18 protein-coding genes are annotated in these 15,678 nt (G+C 28.1%); 15 read left to right on the top strand and 3 right to left on the bottom strand.

The genetic code is table 11. From position 1 onward, the window contains the following. Positions 1-2: 2 nt before the first annotated feature. Positions 3-218 (bottom strand): DNA-directed RNA polymerase subunit epsilon, encoded by a 216-nt coding sequence (locus K5Q11_RS01075; protein WP_220750923.1) that lies wholly within the window; start codon positions 216-218, stop codon positions 3-5. Between the two features lie 282 nt (positions 219-500). Here K5Q11_RS01075 and K5Q11_RS01070 point away from each other — a divergent pair, with 282 nt between their 5' ends. After that, positions 501-836 carry a hypothetical protein gene (locus K5Q11_RS01070; RefSeq protein WP_220750922.1) on the top strand — a complete coding sequence of 112 codons (336 nt, stop codon included), beginning with the start codon at positions 501-503 and terminating at the stop codon, positions 834-836. A 9-nt stretch (positions 837-845) separates the two neighbouring features. Here K5Q11_RS01070 and def read toward each other — a convergent pair whose 3' ends face one another. Continuing rightward, positions 846-1,406 carry a peptide deformylase gene (def, locus tag K5Q11_RS01065; RefSeq protein ID WP_220750921.1) on the bottom strand — a complete coding sequence of 187 codons (561 nt, stop codon included), beginning with the start codon at positions 1,404-1,406 and terminating at the stop codon, positions 846-848. A 124-nt stretch (positions 1,407-1,530) separates the two neighbouring features. On the opposite strand from def, the gene K5Q11_RS01060 reads away from it, so the two are divergent. The 11 genes from K5Q11_RS01060 to holA all read left to right on the top strand — a co-directional run bounded on the left by K5Q11_RS01060 (position 1,531) and on the right by holA (position 12,024). Further along, positions 1,531-1,809, top strand: a complete 279-nt coding sequence (locus K5Q11_RS01060) for a UPF0223 family protein (protein WP_220728192.1) — start codon at positions 1,531-1,533, stop codon at positions 1,807-1,809. Positions 1,810-2,040: 231 nt separating this feature from the next. Next, a complete protein-coding gene (typA, locus tag K5Q11_RS01055; RefSeq protein ID WP_220750920.1) occupies positions 2,041-3,879 on the top strand; it encodes a translational GTPase TypA in 1,839 nt (612 codons plus the stop codon). Positions 3,880-3,984: 105 nt separating this feature from the next. Next, on the top strand, positions 3,985-5,142 hold the full coding sequence (locus K5Q11_RS01050) for an FtsW/RodA/SpoVE family cell cycle protein (RefSeq protein ID WP_220750919.1): 1,158 nt from the start codon (positions 3,985-3,987) through the stop codon (positions 5,140-5,142). 12 nt (positions 5,143-5,154) lie between these two features. Beyond that, positions 5,155-5,430, top strand: coding sequence for a DUF2129 domain-containing protein (locus K5Q11_RS01045; protein ID WP_220750918.1), 276 nt, complete (start codon positions 5,155-5,157; stop codon positions 5,428-5,430). Positions 5,431-5,442: 12 nt separating this feature from the next. Beyond that, a complete protein-coding gene (gene rsmD, locus K5Q11_RS01040; protein ID WP_220750917.1) occupies positions 5,443-5,997 on the top strand; it encodes a 16S rRNA (guanine(966)-N(2))-methyltransferase RsmD in 555 nt (184 codons plus the stop codon). 4 nt (positions 5,998-6,001) lie between these two features. Then, complete coding sequence (gene coaD, locus K5Q11_RS01035; RefSeq protein WP_220750916.1) at positions 6,002-6,487, top strand: pantetheine-phosphate adenylyltransferase; 486 nt, start codon at positions 6,002-6,004, stop codon at positions 6,485-6,487. Continuing rightward, complete coding sequence (locus tag K5Q11_RS01030; protein WP_373311471.1) at positions 6,487-7,530, top strand: SepM family pheromone-processing serine protease; 1,044 nt, start codon at positions 6,487-6,489, stop codon at positions 7,528-7,530. Before coaD ends, K5Q11_RS01030 begins: the two co-directional genes overlap by 1 nt. Positions 7,531-7,589: 59 nt before the next feature. Further along, positions 7,590-8,273, top strand: coding sequence for a ComEA family DNA-binding protein (locus K5Q11_RS01025; RefSeq protein WP_220750914.1), 684 nt, complete (start codon positions 7,590-7,592; stop codon positions 8,271-8,273). 42 nt (positions 8,274-8,315) lie between these two features. Further along, complete coding sequence (locus K5Q11_RS01020; protein ID WP_220750913.1) at positions 8,316-8,795, top strand: ComE operon protein 2; 480 nt, start codon at positions 8,316-8,318, stop codon at positions 8,793-8,795. Between the two features lie 219 nt (positions 8,796-9,014). Further along, positions 9,015-11,012, top strand: coding sequence for a DNA internalization-related competence protein ComEC/Rec2 (locus K5Q11_RS01015; RefSeq protein WP_220750912.1), 1,998 nt, complete (start codon positions 9,015-9,017; stop codon positions 11,010-11,012). Next, entirely contained in the window at positions 10,999-12,024 is a 1,026-nt protein-coding gene (holA, locus tag K5Q11_RS01010) for a DNA polymerase III subunit delta (protein WP_251067891.1), read from the top strand. The genes K5Q11_RS01015 and holA overlap by 14 nt, the downstream gene beginning before the upstream one ends. A gap of 34 nt (positions 12,025-12,058) precedes the next feature. On the opposite strand, the gene rpsT is transcribed toward holA, so the two are convergent. Further along, a complete protein-coding gene (gene rpsT / locus K5Q11_RS01005) occupies positions 12,059-12,310 on the bottom strand; it encodes a 30S ribosomal protein S20 (protein ID WP_220728181.1) in 252 nt (83 codons plus the stop codon). A 254-nt stretch (positions 12,311-12,564) separates the two neighbouring features. On the opposite strand from rpsT, the gene rpsO reads away from it, so the two are divergent. The 3 genes from rpsO to K5Q11_RS00990 all read left to right on the top strand — a co-directional run bounded on the left by rpsO (position 12,565) and on the right by K5Q11_RS00990 (position 15,653). After that, on the top strand, positions 12,565-12,834 hold the full coding sequence (rpsO, locus tag K5Q11_RS01000; protein ID WP_220750911.1) for a 30S ribosomal protein S15: 270 nt from the start codon (positions 12,565-12,567) through the stop codon (positions 12,832-12,834). Between the two features lie 169 nt (positions 12,835-13,003). Beyond that, a complete protein-coding gene (locus tag K5Q11_RS00995) occupies positions 13,004-14,722 on the top strand; it encodes a ribonuclease J (protein ID WP_220750910.1) in 1,719 nt (572 codons plus the stop codon). Further along, positions 14,709-15,653 carry a hypothetical protein gene (locus tag K5Q11_RS00990; protein ID WP_220750909.1) on the top strand — a complete coding sequence of 315 codons (945 nt, stop codon included), beginning with the start codon at positions 14,709-14,711 and terminating at the stop codon, positions 15,651-15,653. The genes K5Q11_RS00995 and K5Q11_RS00990 overlap by 14 nt, the downstream gene beginning before the upstream one ends. The last annotated feature ends 25 nt before the right edge of the window (positions 15,654-15,678 follow it).

Below are 15,678 nucleotides of genomic sequence, written 5' to 3'. Positions count from 1 at the left end.
AATTATTTAAACTCCGTAATTTTAAAATCTGGATTTTTCTTTTCGTAATCTAAATGGTTACCTTCTAAGGGTTCAATGAATTCGATATTGTGATCAGTATTTTGTTCAACTAAGTATCTAGCTTCTACTTCAGTGTCACAGTCTAAATACATTGATTTAGTAAACTCTCTTTTAGGGTTAGATTTTTTATTTTCTTGATATAGTACTTTAAAAATCATATTAATTAATTCTCCTTTTGTAAGCTTTTTAAAACCGTACAATTGCTGTTTTATACACAACATTCTGTTTAAATTTTATCATATAATATATTATAAGTATAGCACTGATAACTCTGGTAAATGTATGATAATTTATACTTAATTAAGGGGGAATTTATTATTATTAAATTATACGTAGCAATTTTTTTAATTACATTTTTATTTTTAATTTATAGATATTTAATTTTCAGAAAATATGTACGCATACAAAATTTAAATCGTAAGTTATCTGATGAATTTTTGATGAAAGTTATACAACATGTTAATCACGATATAAAAAATAATGAATTCAAATTTATTCCAACTAACAACTCTTCTAAAGTATGGGGTAGAAGTGTGTATGTTTATTCATATTGCATTGAGTATAGTCAATGTTTAAATCAGAAAGAGTTATTAAAAAATATTAAAAATAGCTTTAACTTTGTTAACCATAACTCTGACTATTCTTATAACTTTGTTTTAAGCGATTTTTACGTTAAAGATAAAATGGTTTTTCTAGATATTGCTTATACCTCTAATGAAGCCACTTTAGAGTATTTGCAAGATTTAGCTAAAATAAAAAAAGCTCCTAAAGAGTAGGGAGCTTTTTTAGTCGATAAAAATATCGTCATCTCTTTTAGAGAATGGGTCATCTGAATCGATATGATCATAGAATAAAGTACCGTGTAAATGATCGATTTCATGTTGACATACGATTGCAGGATAATTTTTAAGTCTTACTTTGTGGTCTTCACCATTAACATCAGTATATTTTAAAGTTATTCTAGCTGAACGATGTACAAATCCAGGTATATCCTTATCGACCGAAAGACAACCTTCACCTTCAGTTAAAGCAGCTCTTTGAACTGAATTAGATAGGATTACAGGATTAATAATAACGTCTTTGAAAATAGGATTGCTTTCATCTTCATCGTTAGGAACTAGAACTGATGCCATCATTTTTGATTCGCCAACTTGAGGAGCAGCTAAGCCAACTCCAGCTCTTAAATTGTATTTTTTACATAGCTTTGGATCTTGGCTAACTTTTAAATATTCCATTAAGTCTTTTGCTAACTGTTTGTCTTCTTCACTAAGCGGAAAAGATACTTTTTTGGCTTGTTGTCTCAATACTTTATTGCCATCTCTGACAATGTCTTTCATTAAAAACATTTATAAATTCCCCCATATAAAATATTGTCTTTAAAGTTGCACTTAATAAACTATCATAACAATTATATAATAAAACTTATATTTATGATGTCTAGTTGTAAAGAATCTTTTAAGGAGTGATAATGTGAAAAATTATGCTTATCCAATTATTGATGATTGGTCTCAAGATGAATTGGTAAAAATGATTAAACTATTTAATTTAACTGAAGATGCTTACGAGAAACACAATGGTGTAGATGTATCTGAATTTGTAAATCAATATAATTTATTTAGACAAATAAATCCCTCTAAAATGGAACAAAAACAAATATGTCGAGAATTTTATGATACATCTGGATACGATATATATAAAGTTTATAAATTAATTGGGGACACTTCAAAAAAACGTTTAAAAATTAACTAATGAGACTTGTTATAATTTCGCTTAGTATTGACGTTTTAGATATTTCTATGCTATGATTTAACGCGTATTGGTAGCGATTAATTAGCACGGAAAATTATATTATTTAATTTTAATTAATGATATATGTCATGATTAAAAAGAAAATTGGATTATGTAACTTGTGCCTAGTTACTAAAATTTGCTGAATTATGTAAATAATGCGATTAAGCATTTTGAAGGGAAGGAAATATTTTGAAGACAAGGGACGATATTAAAAATATTGCCATTATTGCTCACGTTGACCACGGTAAGACTACTTTGGTTAATGAATTAATGAAACAATCTGATACTTTAGATGAACATACTGAAATTGAAGATCGTGCAATGGATACAAATGACATTGAACGTGAACGTGGTATTACTATTTTATCCAAAAATACAGCCGTTAGATATGGTGATAAACAAATTAACATTCTTGACACACCTGGACATGCTGACTTTGGTGGAGAAGTAGAACGTATCATGCGAATGGTTGATGGTGTTTTACTAGTAGTTGATGCTTTTGAAGGAACAATGCCTCAAACTCGTTTTGTTTTGAAAAAAGCTTTAGAACAACACTTAACTCCAGCTGTTGTTATTAACAAAGTGGACCGTCCTGGTGCACGTCCTAGTGAAGTTGTTGATGAAGTTCTTGATTTATTTATCGAATTAGGTGCCGATGAAGAACAACTAGATTTCCCAGTTGTTTACACTTCAGCTATGAATGGTACTTCAAGTTATGATCCTGATGTTGCATCTCAAGAACATACTATGAAACCAGTTTTTGATACTATTGTTAACAACATTCCATCACCAATTGACAATTCTGAAGATCCATTACAATTCCAAGTTGCAATGTTAGATTATGATGACTTCGTTGGTCGTATTGGTATTGGTCGTATTTTTAGAGGAACTATAAAGGTTGGAGATAACGTTACTGTTATGAAACTTGATGGTTCTACACAAAACTTCCGTGTTACTAAACTTATGGGATTCTTTGGTCTTAAAAAATTAGACATTCAAGAAGCTAAAGCAGGTGACTTAATAGCCGTATCCGGTATGGAAGATATTAATGTTGGTGAAACTGTTGTTGATCCTTCAGTTCAAGAAGCATTACCAGTTCTAAGAATTGATGCTCCTACTTTACAAATGACATTTGGAACTAACACTTCCCCATTTGCTGGACAAGAAGGTAAATTCGTTACTGCTCGTCAATTGGAAGATCGTCTAAAACGTGAACTTCATACTGATGTTTCTCTACGAGTTGAAGATACTGATGATCCAGGTGCTTGGATGGTTTCAGGTCGTGGTGAACTACATCTATCTATCTTAATTGAAAACTTACGTCGTGAAGGATACGAATTACAAGTATCACGTCCACAAGTTATTATTAGAGAAATTGATGGACAAAAATGTGAACCATTTGAATCTGTACAAATTGATACTCCAGATGAATATTCTGGTTCAATCATTCAAACATTATCTGAACGAAAAGGTAACATGCAAAACATGGAAAGTGTTGGAAATGGTCAAACTCGTTTGACTTTCTTGGCACCTTCTCGTGGATTAATTGGTTACTCAGCAGAATTCTTATCACTTACTCGTGGATATGGTATTATGAACCATACTTTCGAAAAATACATGCCAGTTGTTAAAAACTGGAACCCAGGTCGTAGAAATGGTGCATTAGTTTCAATTAACCAAGGTAAGAGTACAACTTACGCAACAATGGGAATTGAAAGTCGTGGTACTATCTTTATTGATCCTGGTACTGAAGTTTATGAAGGTATGATTGTTGGTAAAAACAGTCGTGACAACGATATTTCAGTAAATATCACTAAAGGTAAGAAACAAACTAACGTTCGTGCTGCAGGTTCTGATGACACTGCTAAGATTAACGAACCACAACATCTAACACTTGAAGAATCATTAGAATTCTTAAATGAAGATGAACTTTGTGAAGTAACACCTGAAAATGTTCGTCTAAGAAAAGATATTCTTAACACAAACCAACGTGAAAAAGAATCTAAGAAGAGACGCCATAATAACTAAAATAAAAAAGAGTGAATTTTTTTGTTCACTCTTTTTTATTTGAATTGATTAAAATTAAATATGCTATAATTACCCTATATATATTATAGGTTAGGAAGAATTAATATGAAAAAGTTAAATACTTTAAAAGTCCATTTAAAAAATTTGGATTACTATATATTCATACCATATATAATTCTTTCACTTATTGGAGTTATTATGGTTTACTCAGCCAGTTATAGTACTGCTAGTAATGTTAATTCATCAGCAATATTATTTAAGCAGTTTTTATATTTCTTTATTGGAATAATAATAATATTTGTAGAAATGAGTGGTAATAATAAAATTGTTAAGAGCAAGAGATTTGTATCTGCTTTAGGTTTTATTCTTACTATTTTTCTATTATACTTAATGTTTTTTGGAACTAAAATTAATGGTGCTGCAGGTTGGATTAATCTAGGGCCTATTAATATTCAACCAGCTGAAATTGCTAAAGTATATTTTATAATTAGATTTTCTCACGTCACTGAAAAAAATGATATGAATATTATTAATGGTAATTGGTGGAATGTTTTTTTAAAAAAAATAATTTCATCAGTTTTTATGTTATTTTTAATTCTTATGCAACCTGATTTAGGTGGATGTATCATTAATTCAATGATTATATTTGTAATGCTTCTATGTACAGGTATTAATTGGAAAAAAGCTGTAACCTATTTTGTTTCTTTTATCTTATTTATTCTATTTTTTATTAATGTTGTTTTAATTCCTTTAATAAAAAATAAATGGTTTTCAGGATATCAAGCTGACCGTGTATTATCTTTTGTAGATCCATTTAAATACCAACAAGGTGGAGGATATCAGTTAATTAACTCATACTATGCATTAAGTAATGGTGGAATTTTTGGTAAAGGGTTAGGCAATAGTGTTCAAAAAAATGGATATTTGCCAATACCATATACTGATTTTATTATGTCGGTTATTTCTGAGGAGTTAGGAGTAATTATGATTACATTTATATTGATATTACTGACTTTCATGGTATGTCGAGTGATAATAATCGGTGTTCGTTCTGAATATATATATGATAGATTAATTTGCTATGGAATTGCTTTTTATATAACGATGCAAGCTTTTGTTAATTCTGGTGCAGTAACTGGTATGATGCCTATTACAGGGGTTACATTTCCATTTATTAGTTATGGTGGTTCCAGTATGTTAACTTTAAGTTTTTGTATTGGATTAACGCTTGTTATAAGTGCAAATCAAGGTAAAAGAAGTTAGGAGAATTTCTTTTTGAATATTGAATCTAGAAGTTGTTTAATTGTTTTTATTAAATCAATTAATAAGTTTAAAAATTTATACAAATATGGAATGGTTTACTATGTTTCTAAAAATAGTAACTATGTAATTATGTACGTTAACACTGATAACTTAGATAATGTTAAGAATACAATTAATAAATTTAATTTTGTAAACAAAGTAACTGTTTCTTCGTATAAAAAAATTTATAATCAACTTTCTATGAAAGAAAAAGCTGATATTTCTTCCAAGAAGGCTGATGAATATTAAGGAGCAATAATATTGAGAGTTATATCTGGTGAATTCAGAAGTCGTTTTTTAAAGCCAGTTCCAGGTGATAAAACTAGGCCTACTACTGATAAAGTTAAAGAATCTATTTTTAATATGATAGGTCCTTACTTTGAATCAGGCAGCTTTTTAGATTTATTTGCTGGTTCTGGTAACGTGGGGATAGAAGCCGTTTCCAGAGGGATGCATCATGCTACTTTAGTTGATAAGCAGTATGCTGCTATTAAAACAATTAAAGAAAACGTCGCAGTTACTAAAAAACAGGACAATTTTTCAATTATAAAATCAGATGCTAACTTAGCTTTAAATAAGTTAAGCCAAGAAGGTAGAACATTTGACATCATATTTTTGGATCCACCATATAAAAATCAAAAAATGATAGATCACGCAAATATTATTAAGAATTTATCATTACTGAATTCCAATGGAATACTTATTTGTGAAACGGATAATAGCGTTCATTTAGAAGATAATATATCCGGCTATAAATTAATTAATCAGAAAAATTATGGGTTAACTGTTGTAACTATTTATAAGTTTTTGGGGTGATAAATTGACTACAGCTATTTTTCCAGGAAGCTTTGATCCATTGACTAATGGACATTTAGATATTATAAAACGTGCTAGTAGAGTATTTGACAAATTAATTGTTGTAATTGGAATTAACGCTTCAAAGAAATCACTTTTTAGTATTTCTGAAAGAATGAAATTAATAAAGGATTGTGTTAAAAATATAAAAAATGTAGAAGTAGATTCTACAAGTGATTTACTTATTAAGTATGCTAGTTCTATCAATGCTAAAGTAATTGTAAGAGGAATTAGAGATTCTAAAGACTTAGATTATGAAAAACCTATGGATAGTATTAATCATGATTTGAACTCAAACATAGAAAGTATTTATCTTTTGTCTAGGTCTGCTAAAAACTACATTTCTTCAAGTATGGTCAAAGAACTTTGTCATTTTGGTGGTGACATTTCTAAATATGTACCATTAAATGTGGAACAAAGTTTAAAAGCGAGATTTGCAGGTGAATTGTAATTATTAATTGGATTAAAAAACATAAATTAATTTTATCTATTTTTTTATTATGTTTATTAGGTATTTCATTTTTTATGCCTATACCTTATTACGTTGAAAAACCTGGTGATGCTTCTAATTTATCTAAAATTGTACAAATTGACAAACATCCCGATAGGTATAATGGTAAGTTCATGCTTACATCAGTTGAAATTGAGCCACTAACTCCTGTAAGTTACATCTATGATAAGTTTATTCCGTATTATTCAATTGAATCTACTAATAATTTGACAGATGGTCAGACTAACGATGAATATAATAAAGTGCAAAATTTTTATATGCTAAGTTCAATAAATAGTGCAATTTTTAATGCATATAAAAAAGCTAATAAATATGTTGATTCTAAATATAATGGTATCTATGTGCTTGGTATGCATGATTCTTCTTTTAGTAAGAATTTACATGTTGGAGATACGATTATTTCTGTTGATAATAAAAAATTTGATAATTCTGAAGGTTATAGAAACTACATTTTTTCAAAGAAAATTGGTAGTAATATTACAATTAAATTTTTGCATGATAATAAAGTAGAACAGGCTACTGCACCTACTATAAAATTACCGGGAACTAATCATTCTGGAATTGGGATTGTTTTAACCGATGATTTTAGTGTTAAAACTAAAATTCCTGTTAAAGTAAATCCTGGAGATGTAGGTGGCCCATCGGGTGGACTTATGTTTGCACTGCAAATATATAGTCAATTAACTAATCAAAATATTCGTCACAATATGAATATAGCTGGTACAGGTACTATTTCACCAAATGGTTCAGTAGGTGAAATTGGTGGTATTGATAAAAAAATTATAGCTGCTAAGAATAATGGAGCTAAAATATTTTTAGCTCCATATGTTAAACCTACTAAAGATGTATTAAAAATTGAACCTAATCATCAAACTAACTATCAATTAGCAAAAAGTACTGCTAAAAAATATGCACCTAAAATGAAAGTAATTCCAGTAACTTCATTTGAAGATGCAATAAGCAAATTAAATAGTGTTAAGTAAAAGACATAATTTTTTTATGTCTTTTTTTCGTATCTTTTTCATAACAGAGGAGGGAGGAAATGGTAAATAAGTTTGATTATTTTATTAATTTAGTTTTCCATACTAAATGGAAATATGTATTTTGGTCATTTATGGCATTTCTTATAATTATTTTTGCTTTTTTCATTTCTAAAATAAATAACGATTCAAACATTATTAACACAGATGAAACTTATGCAGTAAGTACTCAAAGTAGTTCTTCGATAAATGCATCCGTTGAAAGTAGTTCTTCAAGCACTACTGTAAAAAATAATTTTATATATATTGATATTAAAGGAGAAGTGAAAAATCCAGGTGTTTATAAAATTGATATAGATAAAAGGGTTAATGATGCAATTGTTTTAGCAGGTGGTTTTACTAAAGCAGCTAACGATAAAAATGTTAATTTAGCACAAAAACTAACTGACCAAATGGTTATCTTAGTTGAAAACAAAAACGTGAAAAATTCAGAAGGAAATGATGTTTTAAACGATGTTGATACCAGTAATCAATCTAAATCTAATGATTCCAGTGAAAGAATCAATATTAATACAGCTGATGCTAATAAACTTATGTCTATTAGTGGAATTGGTCAGAAAAAAGCTGAAAAAATTATAGATTATCGTAATAAAAATGGACTATTTAATAGTTTAGATGATTTAAAAAATGTTGATGGATTTGGTGACAAGACTGTAGAACGACTTAAAGAATATTTGTTTACGTGATATTATTTAGTATATAAATAATTAAGTTGAGAGGTTAGCTTTATGAGTGATAAGAGAATTCCTTGGGATCAATACTTTATGTTGCAGGCAGTTTTATTATCTACTAGAAGTACATGCAATAGACTTTCTGTGGGAGCTACTCTAGTCAGAGATCGTCGAATAATTGCTGGTGGATATAATGGATCAGTTTCTGGAGATTTACATTGTATTGATGATGGCTGCTATATGGTTGACGGACATTGCTTAAGAACAATCCATGCAGAGGTTAATGCTATTTCACAATGTGCTAAATTTGGAGAGTCTACGGATGGAGCTGAAATATATGTAACTGATTTTCCTTGTTTGCAGTGCACAAAAATGTTGTTACAATCTGGAATCACTAAAATAAATTATTTAAGAAATTACCATAATGATGAATACGCCAAAAAATTAATAAAACTAAAAAAAGTAACATTAAATCAAGTTAAATTAGATCCTAAATTTATTAATTCAATTAAATTTAGTTCTTATTTACCTGAATAAATTAATTATCCATATTTTTTCGTAGCAGCCCTATGTTGTTCAGTTACAGTTTTTTGCTTTGGTTACACATATTTAGGGTGCTTTTTTATTTTTATTACATTACTTAGATTTTGGTTTTTAAAAAATAAGAATATAGTTTTTATATCTTTACTCGTTATTATAATTTTATGTTTACGAATTTTTTTCGTTAAAAATAGCTATAATGTATCATCACATAATTTGGTAGTTAAAAATGCTTGCTTGATTTTAAAAATTTATCCTGATGAAATGCATTCAAATAACGATTATTTTTATGGTAAAGCTTTTTATAATAATAAAAGGTGTTTAATTAAGGGAAATAAATTACCTGAAATTTGTAAAACTAGCTTAATTAGAGTTAATGCCGATATATGTCCTATTGAAGATGCAACTAATTTTAACCAATTTAGTACAAAAAAATATAATAGCTTCAATGGTATACAAAGTAGTATAAAAATAAATAAAATTTATCAATTAAATTCAGAAGATAGTTTTTCTATATTATCTTATCTACATGATTTTCGCTTTATATGTTTAAAATTTGCTAATGATTTACCCAAACCTTTAGATGTTTATACCAAAAGCTTGATTTTTGGAGAAATGGATAACAGTTTTTCAGAAGAATTAACTGGAATTAAAACTTTAGGCTTAATACATTTGTTCAGTATATCCGGTCTACATGTTTATTTTTTAGTAATGTTTATTCGCAAAGCTTTATATGTAATAGATTTTCATAAACAGTTAGTAGATAAATTAATTATAATAGTTCTTCCATTATTTTTTATCTTAGCTGGTTCTTCAGTTGGATTATTACGCTCAATTTTATTGGTTGAATTATCAATTATTTTAAAATTATTTCATTTGAATTTAGATGCATTGAATCTTTTCAGTATAGTGCTTATACTCCATATATTTTACAATCCACAAATGCTCTTTCAATTTGGATGTCAATTGAGTTATGCTCTTTCGTTGGGTTTAGTATTTTTAAAAGATGCTTCTAATTTTAAGTTAACTGTTTTTATGAATTTTATAAGTCTTCCATTTGTTTTATATCATACATATGAATGGCATCTATTAACTATATTAGCTAATTTTCTAGTAATCCCAATTTTTTCATTGGTTATCATGCCAATTGTTTTAATTGGCAATATATTATTTTTTATATGTCTACCTTTATGTAAAATATGTGCTTTTGCGCTAGAAATATTCGATAATTTAATTAATTATGTAGCTAGTGTACCGGGAGTTATACATTTTGGAAAACCAAATATAATATTTATTTTAGTTATGGTGTATTTTACTCTAAAAACAATTATTGATTCTAATGTACGTGTGTTATTTAAACTTTTTGGTGTTTACCTGTTAGGATATATAAATATTCATTGTCCTTTAAATGGAGAAGTTAGTTTTTTCGATGTTGGTCAAGGCGATAGTTTTTTAGTTAGAACACCATTTAATCGTAGTGTAAGTGTTATAGATACTGGTGGAAAAATAACTTTTTTTAAGAATCAAACTAGTTCGCATAATTATAGTGCTTTAAAAACATCAATTAACTATCTGAAAAGCATTGGGGTTAGTCATATTGATAATTTATGTATAAGTCATCAAGATGATGATCATTGTGGTGACTTACCAGCTTTTTTAACTAATATGAAAGTGAATAAGTTGATTTTACCCTTGGGAATTAATGAAAATAAGCGTTTTATGAATAAAATCATTCCTAATATTGGACACACTAAATTAGTATTTGTTAAAAATGGCGATAAAATAAAAAATTTTCCATTTGTTATTTATCATCCTTTTAACAGGGGGATAGGTAATAATGATGATTCAATGGTTCTTTGGGGTAAATTTAATAAGTTAAGCTTTTTATTTATGGGAGATTTAAGTAGCAAGGGAGAAAACAATCTGCTTAATCGTTATCCCAATATAGAAAGCAACGTTTTAAAATTAGGGCATCATGGAAGCAAAAATTCGTCTTCTAATTCATTTTTAAGTGTTATAAAACCAAAACTTGGAATTATTTCTGCTGGCAAACATAATATGTATAATCATCCAAATGATGAAACTATTAAAAGACTAGATGATCATCAAATTACGTATTTAAGTACGCAAGATTATGGTATGATATCTTACTGTTATAGTATTTTTGGAAATGACAAATGGATTAGTCATAACAAGGGAGGTGGCTTTCATTAATTTAAATGAATTATCATTAAATTTAAAATATGGCAAGATAGCACCGGTTTATGTAGTTTTAGGTAATCAAACTTATTTAATTAATCAAATAAAAAAGACATTCAAAAAACTTGTACCCGAAGAAGAAATGTCAATGAACTTTGCTTCATATGATATGGAAGATACATCTATTGATGAAGTTTTGAATGATGCGATGTCTTCGCCTTTTTTTGGTGAACGAAGATTAATTTTTGTTAATAATCCGATTTTTTTAACTGGAAATAGTAACGTTCCAAAAGCTAGTAAAATATTAGATGATTTAGCAAATTATTTATTAAATCCTGAAACAACTTCTACAATAGTCTTTTTTGCTCCATATGATAAATTGGATAACCGTAAGAAGATAACTAAGATATTAAAAAATAACTCTGTATTTTTTGATATAACCAATTTATCCGAAAATCAAATTAAACAATATATCCTAGATATTATTCATAAAAAGGGGTATAAAGCTGATAATTCAAGTATTGATTATTTGATTTCTAGATGTGACGGTGATTTATCGTTTATTATGAATGAACTTCCTAAATTAATTCTATATTGTAATGACTATAAAACTATTACGATTGATAGTATAAAAGACATTATTACACCTTCTTTAAATCAGAATGTTTTTGATTTAATAGAATATGTTATGAATAATAGGGTGGAAGATTCTATAAATTTGTATCGCAACCTTATTATGGGGGGATATCAACCACTTCAAATTAATGCTATTTTAATGGGACATATAAGGCTTTTAATTCAGACAATTATTTTATCTAAATTAGGTCATTCTCAGGGAAATATTGCTAAAAAACTAAAAGTTCATCCATATAGAGTTAAATTAAGTTTACGAGAGTCTAAAAACATTAACTTTGATAAGCTTCAGAATACTTATATTGAATTATTTAACTTAGAAAGTGAAATGAAATCAAGTAATAAAGATCCAGAACTACTATTTGAAATGTTTATACTAAAAATAGTTAAATAAAAAGGATGTGCATTTGCACATCCTTTTTATTTAACTATTTTTTTAAGTTTGCTAAACGTGATTTATCACGGGCAGCTTTGTTAGCTTTGATTAAACCTTTTGACTTAGCACGGTCTAAAGCACTGATAGCGTTGTTGAATAATTCTTCAACGTTTTCAGCACCTTTAGCGTTAGCTGATTCAAATTTTTTAACAGCAGTTCTCATAACACTTAATTGAGAAGCGTTACGTTTGTTAGCTTTTTCGTTTGTTTTTACACGTTCAATAGCTGATTTAATAACAGGCATTAATTTCACCTCCAAAATTTCCTAGTTTGGATTAAGGTTCATTTCTTCAACGCTCTTCATTATACAAAATCATTATTATAATTGCAATACCATATTATTCGCTATGATTATTAAAAAAATAACTTGATATTTTTTAATATTAATATTATCATACCTTAAGTAGAGTTTATATAAACCTATAACTTAGTTTCTTGGCTATCTCACTGGCCTTTTACTCAGTTATAGGCGATTAAAATTTGGAAGGTGGGAATATAATGGCTCTTACACAAACTGAAAAAAACGAAATTATCAACAAATATGCTCGTCACGAAGGTGACACTGGATCTGTTGAAGTACAAGTTGCTGTTTTGACTGCTGACATTAACAAGATTAATGGTCACATGAAGATGCACAAAAAAGATTTTCATTCACAAAGAGGTTTGATGAAGAAAATTGGACATCGTCGTAACTTACTAGCTTACCTACGTAAGAACGATATTACTCGTTACAGAGACTTAATCAAGAGTTTAGGTTTACGTCGTTAATAAAATTAAAAAGAGACAGGACATTTTGTTCCTGTCTCTTTTTTCATTACTATATACATACTTAAAATTAATAAAATATGATACACTATAACCAGTTGTAATTGTGCGCGTTTAAATTTACATAGGTAAATAAAAGCAAAAAAACTTATTAATAATTTTGAGGTGAATCATGAAAAATAATATTAAAATTATTCCACTAGGTGGAGTTAGAGAAAATGGTAAAAATCTTTATGCTGTTGAAATAAATGATGGTATATATGTTTTGGATTGTGGTTTAAAATATCCTGAAAATGAAATGTTAGGAATTGACGTTGTTATTCCTGATTTTAGTTATTTGAGACAAAATAAAGAAAAAATTGTTGGTGTATTTTTGTCTCATGGACATGCGGATGCAATAGGGGCTCTTCCATATTTCTTAAATGAATTTGACGTTCCAGTTTTTGGCTCTAAGTTTACGATTGAACTTGCTAAATTTTTTGTTAAACAAAGCAACAATGCTAAAAAGTTTGATAATTTTAACGTTATTAACGAAAAAAGTGAAATTATTTTTGATGACGTAACAGTTACTTTCTTTAAAACCACTCATTCAGTTCCTGATTCTATGGGAATTGTATTATCAACTAAGCAGGGTGAAATTGTTTACACTGGTGACTTTAAATTTGATCAAACAGTCAAAGAAGAGTACGCAACAAACTATTCTGCATTAACTGAAGTTGGTAACAAAGGAGTTTTAGCGTTGCTTAGCGATTCAGGAAATGCTGATGATCCGTATCCTACAGTTAGTGAACTTAAGATTGAAAGATATATTTACGATTTATTTCAATATCACGATTCTAGAATAATTATTGCTTCTAATTCAGCAAACATCCTAAGAATTCAACAAGTTGTAAATGCTGCATATAAAGTTGGTAGAAAAATCTTTTTGGATGGGAAAGAATTATCAAAAATTTTAGATTTAGCTATTAAGTCTAAAAAATTAATTTTACCTATCGATGATATTTTTGTTTCTCCTAAGGAACTTAAGCAAATTGATTCTGATAAATTAGTTATACTAGAAACCGACAAAATGGGTGAACCAGTTAAGACTATTCAAAGAATGGCTAACCATCAAGCTAAGTACATTAATATTGAAAAAGGTGATTTAGTCTTGATAGCTACTACACCTTCCCATGCTATGGAAACTACGATTGCTAAAACTAGAGACATGGTTTATCGTGCTGATGCTGAAGTTAAAATGATATCAGATGATTTAAATGCTAGTTCGGATGCTAGTGTAGATGATTTGCAATTAATGCTCAATTTACTAAAACCTAGTTACCTAATTCCAGTTCAAGGTGAATATAGAATGTTGGATGCTCACGCTAAATTAGCTCAAGAAGTTGGCATTCCTGCAGAAAATATTTTTATGCTTAATAAAGGTGACGTATTATCATATGATGGTGAAGACATGCACTTAGGCGAGTCTGTGGACGCTGGAAATACCATGATTGATGGTATTGGTGTTGGTGATATTGGTAATATTGTTTTACGTGATCGAAAATTATTGTCAGATGATGGTATTTTCATTGTTGTTGTAACTATTAATCGAAGAAAGAAAACAATTATTGCTAAACCTAAAATTACTTCTAGAGGTTTTGTTTACGTAAAAAGTAATAAAGAATTAATGAATAAAGCATCAGAAATAGTTTCTAATGCTATCCAATTAAATCTTGATAACAAGGAATTTGATTGGGGACATCTTAAACAAGATGTTAGGGAAAAAATAAGTCATTTTCTATTTGATAAAACACATAGAAGACCAGTTATTTTGCCAGTTATAATGGAAGTTAATCAACATCGAAGAAAGAAACACGTTAATATCAACAAGGTAAATAATGAGAAAAAATAGTATAGATGATTTAAGTGCTTCACAATTAAATTTATATGAAAGTGCTCAAATTTCTAAGTCTAAAGATGATTTTACAACCGCTATTGATAAATTGATTGAGATTTATGATGAAGTTCAATTAAATTTTATAAATTGTGAGATAGTGAATCTTTTATTCAAAGAAAAAAGGTATCGAGAAGCTAAAAAGTATATCTTGCTAAATCCAGATGTATATTTATTGAATGTAGATAATATTAAATTGTTTGTTAAAGTATTTTTGGAGAACGCTGATTTTATTTTGCTTAGAAAAACGGTGACTAGTTTTAATGATGAAAAATTAAAACATGAAATATTTAATGAGATAAATGTTTATGAATTGAATTATGAAAAGCAATTTCATGATAGTTTACAATCTAAGGTCAGAGAGTTTGCTCATCTGGGCAATTATGAATTCTTTAAACAAAAAGAGATTTTAGAAGCATCTATGAAATTGCCTTTGGATTATTTTGTTAAATATGGCAAATATTTATTGATAGATCCGTTTGTTCATCCATTAATAAAAAGCTCGATAGTCGATACTTTTAGAGAAGTTAACTTTAAAGAAATAGTTTCAGAGTATTTTATAGATGGCAATGTTAAAAAAATTAAAATTGCTAATTTAAAAAAATTAGAAGAGACTAAATCTTTTAAAATGATCATTTTGAAAATAGATAATAGTAGGCTATCAAAAGATCCGATTAACAAAACGATGTTTTTACAATATATCAAATTAAACTTTATGATAATTTATCCGTTTAATGACATTCTTATTAAGAATATTAATTTGTGGTTTGAATACTTTTATAATAATTTTATTGGTGAAACTTTTTGCGCTGATAACGATGAAAGAAATAAGATAAACGCTATGGGAACTTTAATTTTATCTATTTATTCAAAAATATTAAATGTTTAATGATAATAATGAAATTTTATTGCCT

The sequence above is a fragment of the Apilactobacillus xinyiensis genome (genome assembly GCF_019656235.1).
Taxonomy (GTDB): domain Bacteria; phylum Bacillota; class Bacilli; order Lactobacillales; family Lactobacillaceae; genus Apilactobacillus; species Apilactobacillus xinyiensis.
The sequence above is the reverse complement of the archived record's forward strand: the minus strand, read 5'-3'. Positions and strand labels throughout refer to the sequence as shown.

What these genes read in the sequence shown, in the direction of transcription:
- K5Q11_RS00995 (WP_220750910.1), top strand. Translation starts at nt 13,004, where the DNA reads ATGAAAAATAATATTAAAATTATTCCACTAGGTGGAGTTAGAGAAAAT.
- K5Q11_RS00990 (WP_220750909.1), top strand. Translation starts at nt 14,709, where the DNA reads ATGAGAAAAAATAGTATAGATGATTTAAGTGCTTCACAATTAAATTTA.
- K5Q11_RS01020 (WP_220750913.1), top strand. Translation starts at nt 8,316, where the DNA reads ATGAGTGATAAGAGAATTCCTTGGGATCAATACTTTATGTTGCAGGCA.
- def (WP_220750921.1), bottom strand. Translation starts at nt 1,406, where the DNA reads ATGTTTTTAATGAAAGACATTGTCAGAGATGGCAATAAAGTATTGAGA.
- K5Q11_RS01050 (WP_220750919.1), top strand. Translation starts at nt 3,985, where the DNA reads ATGAAAAAGTTAAATACTTTAAAAGTCCATTTAAAAAATTTGGATTAC.
- K5Q11_RS01025 (WP_220750914.1), top strand. Translation starts at nt 7,590, where the DNA reads ATGGTAAATAAGTTTGATTATTTTATTAATTTAGTTTTCCATACTAAA.
- K5Q11_RS01070 (WP_220750922.1), top strand. Translation starts at nt 501, where the DNA reads ATGAAAGTTATACAACATGTTAATCACGATATAAAAAATAATGAATTC.
- rpsT (WP_220728181.1), bottom strand. Translation starts at nt 12,310, where the DNA reads ATGCCTGTTATTAAATCAGCTATTGAACGTGTAAAAACAAACGAAAAA.
- K5Q11_RS01075 (WP_220750923.1), bottom strand. Translation starts at nt 218, where the DNA reads ATGATTTTTAAAGTACTATATCAAGAAAATAAAAAATCTAACCCTAAA.
- rpsO (WP_220750911.1), top strand. Translation starts at nt 12,565, where the DNA reads ATGGCTCTTACACAAACTGAAAAAAACGAAATTATCAACAAATATGCT.